This window comes from Kribbella amoyensis, from assembly GCF_007828865.1.
In the GTDB taxonomy this organism is placed as follows: domain Bacteria; phylum Actinomycetota; class Actinomycetes; order Propionibacteriales; family Kribbellaceae; genus Kribbella; species Kribbella amoyensis.
Genome location: NZ_VIVK01000001.1, coordinates 741707 through 759155, shown reverse-complemented (window position 1 = coordinate 759155; position 17449 = coordinate 741707). Strand labels below are relative to the sequence as shown.

Annotated in this window: 15 protein-coding genes; 11 read left to right on the top strand and 4 right to left on the bottom strand. The window is 69.0% G+C overall.

Going from position 1 to position 17449, the window contains the following annotated elements:
* Nucleotide 1 precedes the first annotated feature (1 nt).
* From nuoF to FB561_RS03630, 10 genes are read left to right on the top strand one after another with little or no spacing between them, the layout of a single operon-like run.
* Nucleotides 2-1303: an NADH-quinone oxidoreductase subunit NuoF gene (gene nuoF / locus FB561_RS03675; protein ID WP_145803007.1), complete on the top strand. Its 1302-nt coding sequence runs from the start codon at nt 2-4 to the stop codon at nt 1301-1303.
* Entirely contained in the window at nt 1300-3729 is a 2430-nt protein-coding gene (locus tag FB561_RS03670; RefSeq protein ID WP_145803005.1) for an NADH-quinone oxidoreductase subunit G, read from the top strand. The genes nuoF and FB561_RS03670 overlap by 4 nt, the downstream gene beginning before the upstream one ends.
* The gene (gene nuoH / locus FB561_RS03665; RefSeq protein ID WP_145803002.1) at nt 3726-5063 is read left to right on the top strand and encodes an NADH-quinone oxidoreductase subunit NuoH; all 1338 of its coding nucleotides are present in this window, start codon (nt 3726-3728) and stop codon (nt 5061-5063) included. The genes FB561_RS03670 and nuoH overlap by 4 nt, the downstream gene beginning before the upstream one ends.
* Nucleotides 5056-5616, top strand: a complete 561-nt coding sequence (nuoI, locus tag FB561_RS03660) for an NADH-quinone oxidoreductase subunit NuoI (protein ID WP_145803000.1) — start codon at nt 5056-5058, stop codon at nt 5614-5616. Before nuoH ends, nuoI begins: the two co-directional genes overlap by 8 nt.
* Nucleotides 5616-6458 carry an NADH-quinone oxidoreductase subunit J gene (locus FB561_RS03655; RefSeq protein ID WP_145802998.1) on the top strand — a complete coding sequence of 281 codons (843 nt, stop codon included), beginning with the start codon at nt 5616-5618 and terminating at the stop codon, nt 6456-6458. Before nuoI ends, FB561_RS03655 begins: the two co-directional genes overlap by 1 nt.
* On the top strand, nt 6455-6754 hold the full coding sequence (nuoK, locus tag FB561_RS03650) for an NADH-quinone oxidoreductase subunit NuoK (protein WP_145802996.1): 300 nt from the start codon (nt 6455-6457) through the stop codon (nt 6752-6754). The genes FB561_RS03655 and nuoK overlap by 4 nt, the downstream gene beginning before the upstream one ends.
* A 12-nt stretch (nt 6755-6766) precedes the next feature.
* The gene (gene nuoL / locus FB561_RS03645; protein WP_145802994.1) at nt 6767-8638 is read left to right on the top strand and encodes an NADH-quinone oxidoreductase subunit L; all 1872 of its coding nucleotides are present in this window, start codon (nt 6767-6769) and stop codon (nt 8636-8638) included.
* A complete protein-coding gene (locus FB561_RS03640) occupies nt 8635-10158 on the top strand; it encodes an NADH-quinone oxidoreductase subunit M (RefSeq protein ID WP_145802992.1) in 1524 nt (507 codons plus the stop codon). Before nuoL ends, FB561_RS03640 begins: the two co-directional genes overlap by 4 nt.
* A complete protein-coding gene (nuoN, locus tag FB561_RS03635; RefSeq protein WP_145802990.1) occupies nt 10155-11756 on the top strand; it encodes an NADH-quinone oxidoreductase subunit NuoN in 1602 nt (533 codons plus the stop codon). The genes FB561_RS03640 and nuoN overlap by 4 nt, the downstream gene beginning before the upstream one ends.
* Nucleotides 11753-12775, top strand: a complete 1023-nt coding sequence (locus tag FB561_RS03630) for a polyprenyl synthetase family protein (RefSeq protein WP_145802988.1) — start codon at nt 11753-11755, stop codon at nt 12773-12775. Before nuoN ends, FB561_RS03630 begins: the two co-directional genes overlap by 4 nt.
* Nucleotides 12776-13917: 1142 nt before the next feature.
* Here FB561_RS03630 and FB561_RS03625 read toward each other — a convergent pair.
* The gene (locus FB561_RS03625) at nt 13918-14352 is read right to left on the bottom strand and encodes a GNAT family N-acetyltransferase (RefSeq protein WP_145802986.1); all 435 of its coding nucleotides are present in this window, start codon (nt 14350-14352) and stop codon (nt 13918-13920) included.
* Between the two features lie 68 nt (nt 14353-14420).
* Between FB561_RS03625 and cpt the strand changes: the two genes are divergently transcribed.
* A complete protein-coding gene (gene cpt / locus FB561_RS03620; protein WP_145802984.1) occupies nt 14421-14954 on the top strand; it encodes a chloramphenicol phosphotransferase CPT in 534 nt (177 codons plus the stop codon).
* Here the strand turns inward: cpt and FB561_RS03615 are convergent, their stop codons facing one another.
* From FB561_RS03615 to FB561_RS03605, 3 genes are all read right to left on the bottom strand, one after another.
* Nucleotides 14955-15467, bottom strand: a complete 513-nt coding sequence (locus FB561_RS03615; RefSeq protein ID WP_145802982.1) for an NUDIX hydrolase — start codon at nt 15465-15467, stop codon at nt 14955-14957.
* Between the two features lie 63 nt (nt 15468-15530).
* The gene (locus FB561_RS03610; protein ID WP_145802979.1) at nt 15531-15983 is read right to left on the bottom strand and encodes a cupin domain-containing protein; all 453 of its coding nucleotides are present in this window, start codon (nt 15981-15983) and stop codon (nt 15531-15533) included.
* A gap of 15 nt (nt 15984-15998) precedes the next feature.
* Nucleotides 15999-17420, bottom strand: coding sequence for an MFS transporter (locus FB561_RS03605; RefSeq protein WP_145802977.1), 1422 nt, complete (start codon nt 17418-17420; stop codon nt 15999-16001).
* Between the last annotated feature and the right edge of the window lie 29 nt (nt 17421-17449).

Here is a 17449-nt window from a genome sequence, read left to right as displayed (position 1 = left end):
CATGCTGACCCCGGTGCTGTCCGACAACTGGGACCAGATCCGTTCCTGGCAGCTGGCCTCGTACCAGCGGTCCGGCGGCTACGACGCACTGCGTACCGCGCTGCGGATGCAGCCGGCCGACGTGGTCACCGCGGTGAAGGACTCCGGCCTGCGCGGCCGTGGCGGTGCGGGCTTCCCGACCGGCATGAAGTGGTCCTTCATCCCGCAGGACAACCCGAAGCCGAAGTATCTCGTCGTCAACGCCGACGAGTCCGAGCCGGGTACCTGCAAGGACATCCCGCTGATGATGGCCTCGCCGCACACGCTGGTCGAGGGCGTCATCATCGCCTCCTACGCGATCCGCGCGTCGGTGGCGTTCATCTATGTCCGCGGTGAAGTCCTGCACGTGATCCGCCGGCTCCAGCAGGCGGTCGAGGAGGCCAAGCAGGCCGGCTTCATCGGCACGGACATCCTCGGCACCGGCTACGACCTGGACGTGGTCGTGCACGCCGGCGCCGGTGCGTACATCTGCGGCGAGGAGACGGCGCTGCTCGACTCGCTGGAAGGCCGTCGCGGTCAACCCCGGCTGCGTCCTCCCTTCCCGGCCGTGGCCGGTCTGTACGGCTGCCCCACGGTGATCAACAACGTCGAGTCGATCGCTTCCGTTCCCGCGATCATCCGCAACGGTGTGGACTGGTTCGCCTCGATGGGCACCGAGAAGTCCAAGGGCATGACGCTGTACTCGCTGTCCGGGCACGTCACCCGCCCGGGCCAGTACGAGGCGCCGCTCGGCATCACGCTGCGCGAGCTGATCGACCTGGCCGGCGGGATCCGCGAGGGCCACGAGCTGAAGTTCTGGACCCCGGGTGGTTCGTCCACGCCGCTGCTGACCGCCGAGCACCTCGACGTCCCGCTGGACTACGAGGGCGTCGGGTCGGTCGGCTCGATGCTCGGCACGAAGGCGCTGCAGATCTTCGACGAGACGGTCTGCGTGGTCCGTTCGGTGCTGCGCTGGACCGAGTTCTACAAGCACGAGTCCTGCGGCAAGTGCACGCCGTGCCGTGAGGGCACCTGGTGGCTGGTCCAGATCCTGGAGCGGCTGGAGGCCGGCAAGGGCACCGAGGCCGACCTCGACACCCTGCTCGACCTGAGCGAGAACATCCTGGGCCGGTCGTTCTGTGCCCTGGGCGACGGTGCGACCGCGCCGATCACCAGCTCGATCCAGTACTTCAAGGACGAGTACCTGGCGCACTTCAGCCACGGCGGCTGCCCGTTCGACCCGATGGCAAGCACTGTCTTCGCGACCGCTGGAGCAAGCGCATGACGATCCAAGCCAACCCGCCTTCGGGTGCCGAGGTCGAGAAGGTCGACCTGGTCACCGTGACCATCGACGACATCGAGGTCAAGGTCCCGAAGAACAGCCTGGCGATCCGGGCCGCGGAGCAGATCGGGATCCAGATCCCGCGGTTCTGCGACCACCCGCTGCTGGACCCGGTCGGCGCCTGTCGGCAGTGTCTGGTCGAGGTGCCCGACGCCGGCAACGGCCGGGGGATGCCGAAGCCGCAGGCGTCGTGCACGCTGACGGTTGCCGACGGCATGGTGATCCGGACCCAGGTGACCTCGCCGGTCGCCGACAAGGCCCAGCACGGGAACATGGAGTTCCTGCTGATCAACCACCCGCTGGACTGCCCGGTCTGCGACAAGGGCGGCGAGTGCCCGCTGCAGAACCAGGCGATGACCAACGGGTCCGGCGAGAGCCGCTTCCACGAGGTGAAGCGGACCTTCCCGAAGCCGATCAACATCTCCGCCGAGGTGCTGCTCGACCGCGAGCGCTGCGTCCTCTGCGCCCGCTGCACCCGGTTCTCCGAGCAGATCGCCGGTGACCCGTTCATCGCGCTGATCGAGCGCGGCGCGCTGCAGCAGGTCGGCATCTACGAGAAGGAGCCGTTCGAGAGCTACTTCTCCGGCAACACGATCCAGATCTGCCCGGTCGGCGCGCTCACCAGCGCGGCGTACCGGTTCCGGTCCCGGCCGTTCGACCTGGTGTCGGTGCCGTCGGTGGCCGAGCACGACTCGTCCGGCGCGGCGATCCGGGTCGACTACCGGCGCGGCAAGGTGATGCGCCGGCTGTCCGGTGACGACCCGGCGGTCAACGAGGAGTGGATCTCCGACCGGGACCGGTTCGCGTTCAACTACGCGACCACCGGTGACCGGCTGACCCACCCGCAGATCCGGGAGGACGGCGAGCTGCGGCCCGCGTCCTGGCCGGAGGCGCTGGCCTTCGCCGCCGAGAAGCTCACCGCGGCCCGCGGCAACGCCGCCGTCCTGACCGGTGGCCGGCTGACCCTCGAGGACGCCTACGCGTACTCGAAGTTCGCCCGGGTCACGCTGGGTACGAACGACATCGACTTCCGGGCCCGCCCGCACTCGCCCGAGGAGGCCGACTTCCTGGCCGCCGCGGTCGCCGGGACCGGCCTGGGCACGACCTTCGCCGACCTGGAGCGGGCCGGATCCGTGCTGCTGGCCGGGTTCGAGCCCGAGGAGGAGGCGCCGACGGTGTTCCTCCGGCTCCGCAAGGGCGTCCGGAAGAACGGCACCAAGGTCTTCACCGTCGCGCCGTTCGCGTCCCGCGGGGTCGAGAAGCTGTCCGGTGTCGTGGTGCAGAGCGCACCGGGGACCGAGGCCGCCGTCCTGACCGACCTGCGGAGCACCGGTGAGGCCGGCGCGGCCGCGCTGGACTCGCTCGGCCCCGACTCGGTGATCATCGTCGGCGAACGGCTGGCGAGCGTCGCGGGCGGGTACTCCGCGGCGCTGCGGCTCGCGCTCGACACCGGCGCCCAGCTGGCCTGGATCCCGCGTCGTGCGGGTGACCGGGGCGCGCTCGAGGCCGGCTGTCTGCCGGGCCTGCTGCCCGGTGGCCGCCTGGTCACCGACCCGGCCGCGCGGGTCGACCTGCAGGCCGCCTGGGACGTGGAGCACCTGCCGGCCACGGTCGGCCGCGACGCCGACCAGATCGTCGCCTCGGCCGCCGAGCTCGGCGCGCTGGTGGTGGCCGGGGTCGAGATCGACGACCTACCGGATCCGGCGGCCGCGCTGGCCGCGCTCGAGGCGGCCCCGTTCGTGGTCAGCTTCGAGGTCCGCAGCTCGCAGGTGACCGAGCACGCCGACGTCGTCTTCCCGGTGGTGCCGCCGGCCGAGAAGGACGGCACCTTCGTGAACTGGGAGGGTCGCGAGCGGACGTTCCCGGTGGTGCTCAAGGTGCCGACCGCGATGCCGGACGTCCGCGCTCTGGCCGCGCTGACCCAGGAGATGGGTCTGTCGCTCGGCTTCAGCACGCCGGCCGGGGCGAAGAAGGAGTTCGACGAGCTCGGCCGCTGGGACGGCGACCGCGCGCAGGAGCCGACGTACCAGGCGGGTCCCTCGCTCGGCGCGTTCGACTCCACCCGGCTGGCGACCTGGCGGATGCTGATCGACGAGAGCCGCGGCAACGACGGTGAGCCGCACCTGGTGGCCACCGCGCGCAAGCCGGTGGCGCGGATCTCGCTGACCACGGCGCACCGGGTCGGCGTGACCGACGGCGACGAGCTGGTGGTCAGCACCGATGCGGGCACCATCCGGCTCCCGGTGGTGGTCACGCCGATGACCGACAACGTCGTCTGGCTGCCGACGAACTCGGCCGACTCGCACGTCCGCCGGTCCCTGCACGCCGACCATGGCTCGATCGTCACGATCGCCGGAGGGAACGCATGAGCACGCTGTCCATCCCGCTCGCGACGCCGGATGCCGGCTTCGGCCAGGACCCCTGGTGGGTCGTCGGCCTGAAGGTACTGCTGGTCTTCGTCTTCCTCGTCGTGCTGACGCTGTTCAACATCTGGTGGGAGCGCCGGGTCGTGGCCCGGATGCAGCACCGGATCGGCCCGAACGTGCACGGCCCGCAGGGTCTGCTGCAGTCGCTCGCCGACGGTATGAAGCTGATGTTCAAGGAAGACCTGATGCCGAAGGGCGTGGACAAGTTCCTCTACGTCCTGGCCCCGGTGATCGTGTCGATCCCGGCCTTCCTGACCTTCGCGGTGATCCCGTTCGGGCCGACGGTGAAGATCCCCTTCACCGACACCTACACCCGGCTGCAGATCACCGACCTGCCGGTCTCGGTGCTGTACGTGATGGCGGTCGCCTCGATCGGCATCTACGGCATCGTGCTCGGTGGCTGGTCGTCGAACTCGACGTACTCGCTGCTCGGCGGTCTGCGCTCGAGCGCCCAGATGATCTCGTACGAGGTCGCGATGGGCCTGGCGCTGGTCACCGTGTTCCTGTTCGCCGGCTCGATGTCCACCTCGGAGATCGTCGCCGCGCAGGGCTCGAACCAGTCGATCAGCTTCTTCGGGGCGTTCGACATCCCGATCCCGGGCTGGTACGCGTTCCTGCTCTTCCCGTCCTTCGTGATCTACGTGATCTCGATGGTCGGCGAGACGAACCGGGCGCCATTCGACCTGCCCGAGGCCGAGGGCGAGCTGGTGGCCGGCTTCCTGACCGAGTACTCGTCGATGAAGTACGCGATGTTCTTCCTGGCCGAGTACATCAACATGGCGACCGTGTCCGCGCTGGCGACCACGCTGTTCCTCGGCGGCTGGCGGGCCCCCTGGCCGATCTCCATCTGGGACGGCGCCAACTCGGGGTACTGGCCGGTGTTGTGGTTCGTCGGCAAGATGATGTGCTTCATCTTCTTCTACATCTGGCTGCGCGGAACGCTGCCGCGACTGCGCTACGACCAGTTCATGAAGCTGGGCTGGAAGATCCTGATCCCGGTCTCGCTGGGCTGGATCCTGCTGGTCGCCACCGTCCGCGCCGTCGGCCGCGAGGTCGAGTTCCAGCGCAACTACCTGCTGGTGGCCGCGGGCATCGTCGCGCTGATCGCGGTGATCACGATGTTCCTGCCGCAGAAGAAGACCCCGGAGCCGGAGGCCGTCGAGACCGGGGAGGACTTCGACCCGTTCGCCGGCGGGTACCCGGTCCCCCCACCGCTCGTCGGCACTCCGAGCAGCAGTGAGACGGACAGTCGTAGCAAGGAAGGCAGCCGTGGCTAGTGTGAAAGAGTCCCTCTGGGACCCGGTAGCGGGATTCGGCGTCACCTTCCGGACGATGTTCCGGAAGGTGTTCACCGAGGAGTACCCGTTCGACAAGAAGCCGACCGCCCCGCGGTTCCACGGCAGGCACCAGCTGAACCGCTGGCCCGACGGCCTGGAGAAGTGCGTCGGCTGTGAGCTGTGCGCGTGGGCCTGTCCGGCGGACGCCATCTACGTCGAGGGCGCCGACAACACCGACGGCGGCCGCTTCTCGCCGGGTGAGCGCTACGGCCGGGTGTACCAGATCAACTACCTGCGCTGCATCCTCTGCGGGCTGTGCATCGAGGCGTGCCCGACCCGGGCGCTCACGATGACCAACGAGTACGAGCTGGCCGATCGCAGCCGCGAGTCCCTCATCTACGAGAAGAAGGACCTGCTGGCGCCGCTGCTCCCGGGCATGCAGGAGCCGCCGCACGACATGCAGCTCGGCAGCACCGAGAAGGACTACTACCTCGGGCTGACCGGTGCGGCCACGACGGGCGAGCGGGCCGTCGAGGGTGGTGGCGACCAGTGATGCCACTCGTGACGGGGACCGAGGTCGCCTTCTGGCTGCTCGCCCCGATCATGGTGCTCGCCGCGATCGCGATGGTGCTGGTCCGCAAGGCGGTGCACTCCGCGTTGCTGCTGGCAACGGTGATGGTCTGCCTGGCCGTGCAGTACGCGGCCCAGGACGCGCCGTTCCTGTTCGCGGTGCAGATCATCGTCTACACCGGCGCGATCCTGATGCTGTTCCTGTTCGTGCTGATGCTGGTCGGCGTCGACGCGTCCGACTCGCTGGTGGAGACGATCCGCGGTCAGCGCCTGCTGGCCGGCCTGGCCTTCCTCGGCTTCGGTGTCCTGCTGGTCTTCGCCGTCGGCAACGCCGTGTACGGCGACCCGGTCGGCCTGGCCCAGGCGCAGCCGGACGGCAACCCGGTCGGGATCGCGCAACTGCTGTTCGGCAAGTACGTGTGGACCTTCGAGGTCACCTCGGCGCTGCTGATCACCGCGGCGCTCGGCGCGATGATGCTGGCGCACCGGGAGCGGCTGACCCGCAAGAAGACGCAACGCGACCTGTCCGAGGAGCGGATCCGCAAGTACGCCGACAGCGGCGTGCACCCCGGTCCGCTGCCGACGCCGGGTGTGCTGGCCCGGCACAACGCGGTCGACACCCCGGCGCTGTTGCCCGACGGCTCGATCGCGCCGACCTCGGTTTCGCGGGTGCTGCAGGCCCGTGGCACCGTGTTCCCCGAGTCGGAGGAGCGCGAGGAGCTCGACCGGGTCCGCAAGATCAGCGACGGCGACGCCGGCGACGAGGTCCCGTCCGAACCCACGGGCACGGACCTGACCGGATTCGGTGAAGGAGAAAAGCTGTGAGTGTCGAGCCGTACATCGTGCTCTCGGCGATTCTGTTCAGCATCGGCGCGCTCGGCGTCCTGGTGCGCCGTAACGCCATCGTCGTCTTCATGTGTGTCGAGCTGATGCTGAACGCGTGCAACCTGGCGTTCGTCAGCTTCGCCCGCCAGCACGGCAACCTCGACGGCCAGATCGCCGCCTTCTTCGTGATGGTGGTGGCCGCGGCCGAGGTCGTGATCGGTCTGGCGATCATCATGGCCATCTTCCGCACCCGTCGCTCGGCCTCGGTCGACGACGCCAACCTGCTCAAGTACTGAGGTCTGAAACCGATGAGTCATGAGCTGACGTGGCTGCTGGTCGCGATCCCGGCGGTGTCGGCGGCGATCCTGCTGCTTGGTGGCAAGGCCACCAACGCGTGGGGTCACCTGCTCGGTACCGCGGCGTCGCTGGCCTCCTTCGTCTGCGGTGTCCTGCTCTTCTTCCAGATGCAGGGCCTGCCGGCCGAGGAGCGGTCCGAGACGATCCAGCTGTTCCAGTGGTTCTCGGTCGGTGACGTCACGGTCAACGTGTCGTTCCTGATCGACCAGCTGTCGGTCCTGTTCGTGCTGCTGATCACCGGTGTGGGATCGCTGATCCACATCTACTCGATCGGCTACATGGCGCACGACCCGCGCCGGCGCCGCTTCTTCGCCTACCTGAACCTGTTCATCGCGGCGATGCTGCTGCTGGTGCTGGCCGCCGACTACCTGGTGCTGTTCGTCGGCTGGGAAGGCGTCGGTCTGGCGTCGTACCTGCTGATCGGGTTCTGGCAGCACAAGAACAGCGCCGCGACCGCCGCGAAGAAGGCGTTCGTGGTGAACCGGGTCGGTGACATCGGCCTGTCGCTCGCGGTGATGAGCATGTGGTTCCTGTTCGGCTCGTCGGCCTTCGAGAACGTGAACGCCGGCGCCGAGAACCTCACCACCACCTGGGCGAACCTGCTCGGCCTGATGCTGCTGCTCGCCGCCTGCGGCAAGTCGGCCCAGGTCCCGCTGCAGTCCTGGCTGCTGGACGCGATGGAGGGCCCGACCCCGGTGTCGGCGCTGATCCACGCTGCCACCATGGTCACCGCCGGCGTCTACCTGGTCACCCGGTCGCACGCGATCTACGAGCAGGCCGAGGTGGCCTCCACCGCGGTCGTCGTGGTCGGTACGGTGACCGTCCTGGCCGGTGCGATCATCGGGTGCGCCAAGGACGACATCAAGAAGGCGCTGGCCGGTTCGACGATGAGCCAGATCGGCTACATGATGCTCGCGGCCGGCCTCGGCCCGGCGGGGTACGTGTTCGCGATCTTCCACCTCATCACCCACGGCTTCTTCAAGGCCAACATGTTCCTCGGGGCCGGCTCGGTGATGCACGGCATGAACGACGACGTGAACATGCGGCACTACGGCGCCCTGCGGACGGCGATGAAGATCACCTTCGCCACCTTCCTGATGGGCTACCTGGCGATCATCGGCTTCCCGGGCTTCGCCGGCTTCTGGAGCAAGGACAAGATCATCGAGGCCGCGTTCGCCGACAACCCGGTGGTCGGGTTGTGCGCGCTGCTGGCGGCCGGCATCACCGCGTTCTACATGACGCGGTTGATGATGATGACGTTCTTCGGCAAGAAGCGCTGGGCGAAGGACGTGCACCCGCACGAGTCGCCCGCGGTGATGACGGTGCCGCTGATCATCCTCGCGGTGCTCTCGATCGGCGGCGGCGCGCTGTACTTCGCCGGCGACTGGATCGTGCACTGGCTGGAGCCGGTGGTCGGTCACGAGGAGCACCACCCGCCGGTCAGCGCGCTGGTGATGACGCTGATCACGGTCGCCGTGGTCGCCGTCGGTGTCGTCGTCGGGTTCCTCCGGTACCGCGGCGAGATCCCGCGCGAGGCGCCGGTCCAGGTCTCCCCGGTCACCACGTTCGCGCGCAAGGACCTCTACGGTGACGCGCTGAACGAGGCGGTCTTCATGCGGCCCGGGCAGTACCTGACCCGGACGCTGGTCTGGCTCGACAACCGGGGCGTCGACGGCCTGGTCAACGGGCTGGCCGCACTCTTCGGCGGGCTGTCCGGCCGGCTCCGCCGGGTCCAGACGGGCTTCGTCCGTTCCTACGCACTCAGCATGGTCTTCGGCGCCGCGCTCGTGGTCGTCGCTCTCCTCGCGGTGAGGTTGTCGTGAACATCGGTTGGCTGACCATTCTCCTGCTCCTGCCGTTCGTCGGTTCGCTGGCGACGATGGCGGTGCCGAAGTCGAACGGGACCCTGGCGAAGCAGCTCTCGCTGGTGTTCTCGCTGGCGACGCTGGTACTGACCGCCGTCATCGCGATCGGGTACCACCGCAACGGTGCCGAGGAGTACACCGAGACGCACACCTGGATCGAAGCCTTCGGCGCGCACTGGGCGCTCGGCCTCGACGGGGTCGGCCTGGTGCTGATCGTGCTGACGGCGCTGCTCACCCCGGTCGTCCAGATCGCGTCCTGGAACGACGCCCGCGAGGGCCGCTGGTCGGAGAAGTCCTTCTTCGCATGGATCCTGTTCCTGGAGGCGCTGTCGCTCGGCGTGTTCGCCGCCACCGACGTGTTCCTGTTCTACGTGCTGTTCGAGGCCACGCTGATCCCGATGTACTTCCTGATCGGTGGCTTCGGCGGGGCGCAGCGCTCGTACGCCGCGGTGAAGTTCCTGCTCTACTCGCTGCTCGGCGGTCTGCTGATGCTGGCGTCGGTGATCGGCCTGTACGTGGTCTCGTCGCAGGCCGGCGAGCCTTCGTACCTGCTGACCGACCTGATGAAGCTGGACATGAGCCAGAACACCGAACGCTGGCTGTTCCTCGGCTTCCTGTTCGCGTTCGCGGTGAAGGCGCCGATGGTGCCGTTCCACACCTGGCTGCCGGACGCCGCCGCCGAGGCGACGCCGGGCACGTCGGTGCTGCTGGTCGGCATCCTGGACAAGATCGGCACCTTCGGGATGATCCGGTTCTGCCTGGGCCTGTTCCCGAACGCGTCCGAGTGGGCCACCCCGGTGGTCCTGGTGCTGGCGCTGATCAGCGTGCTGTACGGCGCGTTGCTGGCGATCGGGCAGACCGACATCAAGCGGCTGATCGCGTACACCTCGATCTCGCACTTCGGGTTCATCGTGATGGGTATCTTCGCGCTGACCTCGCAGGGTCTGACCGGGTCGACGCTCTACATGTTCAACCACGGCCTCTCGACGGCGGCGCTGTTCCTGGTCGCCGGGTACCTGATGTCGCGGCGCGGATCCACCCGGATCGCCGACTACGGCGGGGTCGAGAAGGTGGCTCCGGTCCTGGCCGGCATGTTCCTGTTCGCCGGTCTGTCCAGCCTCGCGCTGCCCGGTCTGTCGCCGTTCATCAGCGAGTTCATGGTGCTGGCCGGGACCTTCAGCCGGCACAAGGTGATCGCGGTGATCGCGGTCGTCGGCATCGTGCTGGCCGCGCTCTACATCCTGATCATGTACCAACGCCTGATGACCGGGCCGGTGCGTGACGGGGTGGAGAAGCTGAAGGACCTGAACTTCCGCGAGGTGTTCGCGATCGCCCCGCTAGTGCTCCTCATCGTCGGTCTCGGCATCTACCCGAAGCCGGTGGTCGACATCATCAAGCCCGCGGTCGAGTCCACGATGCAGCGCGTCGGCGTCACCGACCCGGCCCCGGAGATCCCCGTGACGGAGGGACAGAAGTGAGTGCACTGCTGACGGCGCAGGCCCTGCCGCTGGCGGACTTCACCGCGCCGAAGATCGAGTACAACGAGCTGATGCCGTTGCTCGTCATCTTCGGGGCGGCCTGTGTCGGCGTCATCGTCGAGGCGTTCCTGCCGCGGACGATCCGGCACCTGGTCCAGGTGGCCCTGACCGTCGTCGCTCTGGCGGTCGCCGGGGTCCTGACGGTCCTGCTGATGATCGACCAGAAGGAACTGATCGCGGCCCAGGGCGCGATCGCGGTGGACGGCCCGGCGTTGTTCACCTGGATCACGCTGCTCGCGCTGAGCCTGATCAGCGTGCTGCTGTTCGCCGAGCGGTCGGTCGACGGTGGCCTGTCCGCGTTCGCCGGCCAGGCGGCCGCGGTCCCGGGCAGCGAGGCGGAGCGCGAGGGCACCGCGGCGAAGATCGAGCACTCGGAGATCTTCCCGCTCACCCTGTTCGCGGTCGTCGGGATGATGCTGTTCGCCTCGGCGAACGACCTGCTCGTGCTGTTCGTCGCGCTCGAGGTCTTCTCGCTGCCGCTCTACCTGCTCTGCGGCCTGGCCCGCCGGCGTCGGCTGATCTCGCAGGAAGCCGCGATGAAGTACTTCCTGCTCGGCGCCTTCGCCTCGGCGTTCCTGCTGTTCGGCATCGCGATGCTGTACGGCTACGCCGGCACGATGTCGCTCGGCGGCATCGCGGACGCGCTCGCCACCCAGACCGGCGGCGACGTGATCCTGCTGGTCGGGACCGGCATGGTCGGCGTCGGCCTGCTGTTCAAGGTCGGCGCGGTGCCGTTCCACTCCTGGACGCCGGACGTCTACCAGGGCGCGCCGACGCCGGTCACCGGGTTCATGGCGGCCTGCACCAAGATCGCCGCGTTCATCGGCCTGATGCGGGTGTTCTATGTCGCCCTCGGCGGCAGCCGCTGGGACTGGGCACCGATGATGTGGGTGGTCGCGATCCTGACCATGGTGGTCGGCTCGATCGTGGCGCTGACCCAGACCGACGTGAAGCGGATGCTCGCGTACTCCTCGATCGCGCACGCCGGCTTCCTGCTGACCGCGTTCGTCGGGCTCGCGCAGACCGGCAACGGCGTCACCACCGGGATCACCTCGACCCAGGCGGTGCTGTTCTACCTGGTCACCTACGGTTTCGCGACCGTCGGCGCCTTCGCCCTGGTCACGCTGGTCCGGGACGCGGGCGGCGAGGCCACCCACCTGTCCCGCTGGGCCGGGCTGGGCAAGAAGTCGCCGCTGCTGGCCGGTATCTTCGCGTTCTTCCTGCTCGCCTTCGCCGGGATCCCGCTGACCTCGGGTTTCACCGGCAAGTGGGCCGTGTTCACCGCCGCGTGGACCGGGGGTGCGTGGCCGCTGGTCGTGGTCGCGGTACTGTGCAGCCTTGTCGCCGCTTTCTTCTACATCCGGGTGATCGTGCTGATGTTCTTCTCCGACCTGCCGGCCGACGCGCCGGACGTCGCGCTGCCCGGGTGGCAGACCACCGCGGCCGTCGCGCTGGGTCTCGCCGCCACCGTCGTGCTCGGTCTGGTTCCCGGACCGGTGCTGGACCTGGCGGCCCGAGCGGGTGAGTTCATCCGTTGAGCCCTTCCCCGCTGCCGGCCGAGAGCCTGGGATTCGCGATCGCCGACGAGGCGCTCGAATCCCGGGTTCGTGCCGGTCTGGAACGGGTCGAACAGGCGCTGCGCGACTCCACGCAGTCCGAGGCGCCGTTCGTCACCGAGGCCGCCCAGCACGTCATGGTGGCGGGCGGTAAGCGGTTCCGGCCGCTGCTGGTGCTGCTGGCCGCGGAGTTCGGCCCGCGGCCGGATTCCGACGAGGTGGTCGAGGCCGCCGTCGTGGTCGAGCTGACCCACGTGGCGACCCTGCACCACGACGACGTGATGGACGAGGCCGCGCTCCGCCGGGGCGCGTCCACCGCGAACGCGGCCTGGGACAACTCGGTCGCGATCCTGGCCGGCGACTGGTTGTTCGCGAAGGCGTCCGACCTGGTCGCCGGACTCGGCCCGGAGGCGGTCCGGATCCAGGCCCGCACCTTCGGCCGGCTGGTCGAGGGCCAGATCCGGGAGACCCTCGGCGTCACCGAGGGCCACGACCCGCTGGACCACTACCTGTCCGTGGTCGCCGACAAGACCGGCTCGCTGATCGCCACCTCGGCCCTCTTCGGTGCCCGGTTCGCCGGTGCGTCCCCGGAGGTCCAGGAAGCGCTGCGGGCCTTCGGCGAGGAGATCGGCGCCGCCTTCCAGCTCGCCGACGACATCCTCGACGTCACCTCCGAGTCCGTCCAGTCCGGCAAGACCCCGGGCACGGACCTGCGCGAAGGCGTCCCCACCCTGCCGGTCCTGATCTTCCGCGCCCAGGCCGACCCGTCGAAGCCCGAGGACGCCCGGTTGCTGGAGCTGCTCGACTCCGACCTGACCGACGACGCCAAGCTGGCCGAGACGCTGGGCCTGCTCAGGGGCCACCCGTCCCTCCAGCAAGCCGAGGACGACGTCCGCCGCCGCGCCAACGACGCCCGCAAACTCCTCGCCGACCTCCCCGAGAGCATCGCAAGAACAGCCCTCGAATCCCTCTGCGACCTGGTCGTCACCCGCTCCGTCTGAACTGAGTACGCCGAAGGTACATGCCGTCGGCGTACTCGCTTCGTAGCCGGAAGCCCACGCCGGCACCCCGCGCGGAGTACCACGCCACGAACCGCCGGCCGCGGCACCTACCTCCGCCGCGCCGACCTGCTGCGACCTTCCCCATCCGGCTACGCCGCCCCGCCCCGCGCTACACCAGCCGCCGCACCTACCCCTGCCGCGCGAACCTGCTGCGTACCTCGCCCATCGCCCTCGCGTCACCGCGCCAAGCCCCAGCCGCCCCAGCCGCCCCAGCCGCGCCAGGCCGCCGAGCCGCGCCAGCGCCGCCGCGCCGCGCCAGCGCCGCCGCGCCAGCGCCGCCGCGCCGTCGCGGGGTACCGGCGACTTTGTGCGCCGGTTGGTCAGTTCGGCGTGGGGAGTTCGACTGGGTGGTGCACAAGGTTGACGGTGGTTCGGACCTTGTGCGCGGAGCGGTCGTCACCGAGGAGCTGGTGTGGCTGGTGGGTGCTCAAAGTCCGGGGGTGGCAGGGGAGGCGTGAGTAGCTGGGGGGCGGGTGTTGGGCTGGGGGTGGGGGCGACTTTGTGCGCCGGTTGGTCAGTTCGGCGTGGGGGAGTTCGGCCGGTTGGTGCACAAGGTCGGCGGTGCTCAGTTCCTTGTGCACGGAGCGGTCGCTACGAACGAGCTGGTGTGGCTGGTGGGTGCTCAAAGTCCGGGGTGGCCGGTCGGCCCCCTGGGTCTCGGTGGTCGCGGCGTTGCCGGGGGAGGAAGCGCGAGCGGACGAGGTCCGACCGGGTGCTGGGGTGGGGGCGACTTTGTGCGCCGGTTGGTCAGTTCGGCGTGGGGAGTTCGACTGGGTGGTGCACAAGGTCGGCGGTGGTTCGGACCTTGTGCGCGGAGCGGTCGTCACCGAGGAGCTGGTGTGGCTGGTGGGTGCTCAAAGTCCGGGGGTGGCAGGGGGATGCGCGAGTGCTGGGGGGGGTGAGCGGGTGCTGGGTTGGGGTTGCGGGCGACTTTGTGCATGTACCAGGTGGGGCTACGGGCGGTCGGTGGCTGGTGTGTGCTCAAGGTCGTGGGCGCGGGGTGGTCGGGGATGGCGGACGGATGTGGCTGGTGGGTGCTCAAAGTGGGGTCGGGTAGGGGAGGGGAGGGCCGGGGAGGCCGGTTAGGGGTGGGTTTTGGCGAGGTAGGCGGTTTTCTCGTGGGGGGAGAAGCCGCAGGCGCGGTAGAAGGCGTGGGTTGAGGGCTTTTGGGATCCCGTCGCGAGCATGACCTTGTAGCAGCCGGCGTCCCAGGCTGCTTGGAGGGTGGCGGCCATGAGTTGCTTGCCGAGGCCGGTGCCGCGACGAGCCGTGGTGACGATGACGTTCTCGACGACGGCGTACGGGGCGGCTGCGCGGGTGAGGTTGGGGATCACGTTCAGGTACGTCGAGGCGACGACGTCACCGTCGAGTTCGAGGACGAACAGGTGGAGCCCGGGTGAGTTGAGGATCCGCGTGAAGACGTCGGCGGCGTCCCGCGGTACCGGGTCGTTGGGATGCAGTTCCTGGTACAGCCGCATGATCGCGGCGTAGTCCGCCGGCCGAGCCTCACGAATCATGGTCGGCAGCTTAGTGGCGGCAGCGGAATTGTTTCGACGGTCGGCCTGGGCGTGGTTACCGTGGCGCGGTGAGTACTCGACTGGTGATCGTCAACGGTGGTTCGAGTTCGGGGAAGACGGGGATCGTGCGTTGTTTGCAGGCGATTCTGCCGGAGCCATGGCTGGCCTTCGGGGTGGACGACTTCGTCGCGTCGATGCCGGCCGCGATGCAGGCGTCGGACGACGGGATCGACTTCGGGCCGAACGGTGAGGTGAGCGTCGGGCCGCAGTTCCGGCAGCTCGAGAAGGCGTGGACGGCCGGGATTGTGGCCATGGTGGAAGCCGGTGCCCGGGTGATCGTCGACGACGTGTTCCTCGGTGGGCCGTCCTCGCAGAACCGCTGGAAAGAAGCGCTCGGTGGTCTCGAAGTTCTCTGGGTCGGTGTTCGCTGTACTCCCGAGGTGGCCGCCGGTCGCGAACTCGCCCGCGGCGACCGCAACGTGGGCATGGCCGCGTCGCAGGCCGAACTCGTTCACGAAGGCGTGTACTACGACCTCGAGGTCGACTCCACCCACCAGGAGTCCCTCGCCTGCGCGCAGACCATCGCGGCCCACCTCAAGTAACTACGTGCAGGACTTGAGGGTTCGCCAGGTCCCGATGACCTGAGGTTCCCAGCCTGCTGAGGTCTTGTGGTGGGTGGCGTTGAAGTAGAGCTTCCCGCTGCGGCCATGGGCGACGTGGTCGATGACCGGCCAGGCCAGGGGTGAGGTTTCGGCGGGGTCGAGGGTTCGTGGGTCGATCCAGTCGACGGCTTCGATACCGGACTCGGTCGCCTCCGCCTGTTGGATGCCGGGGTGCGTGGCCTGGAAGTAGAGGATGCCGACGGTACGGCCGTCCCACTGGTGGCGGCATTCGGCCAGGAGGCGGCCGGGTACGACGTGGAGGCCGGTCTCTTCCTGGGTTTCGCGGATCGCTGCCTGGACGGTGGATTCGCCTGGTTCGATGTGGCCGCCGGGGAGTTCCCAGCGGGTGAGGCCGAGGCGTTCGTGGCGGATCAGGAGGATGCGGCCGGCCGGGTCCGTGGTACAGGTGAAGGCGGTGAGTCGTTGGGGGAGGGTCAACGGCTGCGCGCTCATGGCTGGACACGATACGGCGCCGCTCGCGGGACTCGAGGTCTCGCGAGCGGCGCCGTACTGCGGTCAGCGGTTGGTCCAGGCCGGGCTTTCGACGTAGTGGCTGTCGTAGAGGTCGGAGGTGGCCGCCAGTTCGGCCGGGTCGGTCTCGCCGCGGTACACGCCTTCGAGCAGGCGGTAGTAGTCGAACCGCGGCTTCGCGTGGGTGAGGACGAAGAGGACCTCGGCCTCGGAGTCACCGTCCGCCTCGAAGGCGTGCGGGGTGTTCGGCGGGACGACCAGGAAGTCGCCGGTTTCCAGGGTGACGAGTTCCTCGCCGACCAGGACGCGCAGCTTGCCGGACAGCAGGTAGAAGAGTTCGGAGGCTTCCTTGTGCTGGTGCGGTGGGGCGCCGGCCTTGCCGGGCTGGAAGATCGAGCGGTGGCTGGTCAGGTGCCCGTTCGTCGCGGTCGTGTCGGCGAACAGGGTGACGCCGCTCGCGCTGAGGACTTCGGCTTCGGTGCTGCGGACGAGAATCATGCTGGTCTCCTTGAGTCAGTTGCTGACGGCATCGGCCAGGACAGGCTGTGCCGCGGGGATTCTGGGGGTACGGATCGCGAGTACGGCCGTGATCGCGATCCCGACGGCGCTGAGCAGTACCGCGGTCCGCAGGCCGTCCGTGGTCGTGGTACGCAGGACCTCGCCGGTCCGGCCCTCGGTCCCGTGGTTGGCCACGGCAACCAAGATCGCCAGCCCGACCGCGTTCCCGACCTGCTGGCCCGTGGACGCCATGCCCGAGCCGATGCCCTGGTACTCCGGGGCGACGCCGGTCGACGCGGCGGCGTACATCGTGGTGAACGCGCTGCCCTGGCCGAGTCCGAGGATCACCAGGCCGGGTACGAGCACGGCGTACGACGCGGTCTGCGAGAGCGTGAGACCCAGCAGCGCGGTCCCGAGCGCGCCGAGGGCCAGGCTGGCCGCGAGCGTACGGTGCAGCCCGAACCGGGTCGCCAGCCGGCCACCGAGGTTCGCGCCGATCAGGATCGCGACCGTCGGGACGAGGTACGCGAGCCCGGTCTCGAGCGCCGAGTACCCGTGGACGAGCTGGAAGTAGACGGTTTCGAAGTACAGCAGCGGGCCGAACGTCGCGGCGAAGAGCAGGATCACCGTGATCCCGTTCCGCAGCCCGCGATCGCCGAGCAGGTGCAGCGGCATCAGCGGATCAGGTGACCGCAGCTCGACCAGGACGAACACGGCCAGCAGGATCGCCCCGACGACGAGCGCGCCGAGGACGGCGGGCGCGGTCCAGCCGGATTCGGGACCTTGGACGAGCGCGAAGACGATCGCCGTGATCCCTGCGGTGGCGGTGACGGCGCCCGGTACGTCGAAGGTCTGCCGGGTCCGGTTCGGCGGGTCCCGCGGGATGAGCACGAAGGCTGCGGTACCGGCGATCGCGGCGAGCGGGACGTTGACGTAGAACACGGACTCCCAACCGAAGGCCTGGGTCAGTACTCCGCCGAGCAGCGAACCGAGTGCCATCCCGCTGCCGCCGGCGCCGCCCCAGATCGAGAAGGCGCGGTTGCGTTCCCGTCCTTCGGCGAAGAGCACACCGATGAGCGAGAGGGTGGCGGGGGCGAGGAGGGCGCCGCCGAGGCCCTGGACCGCGCGGGCCGCGACCAGGAGCTCGGGGGAGTTCGCGAGCCCACCGGCCAGCGACGACGCGCCGTACAGGAACAGGCCGCCGACGAACATCCGGCGCCGGCCGAGCAGGTCGGACATCCGGCCACCGAGCAGCAGGAACCCGCCGAACGCGACGGCGTACCCACTGACCACCCATTGCAGGGTCTGCGCGGAGAAGCCGAGCTCACGGCCGATCTCGGGGACGGCGACGAAGACGATCGTGTAGTCGATCGCGATGATCAACTGCGCGAACGCGAGCAGGGCGAGGATCGCACCCTTGTTTCGGACATTCAACATCCAGAATCAACTCCTGGGGGAGGGGAAGT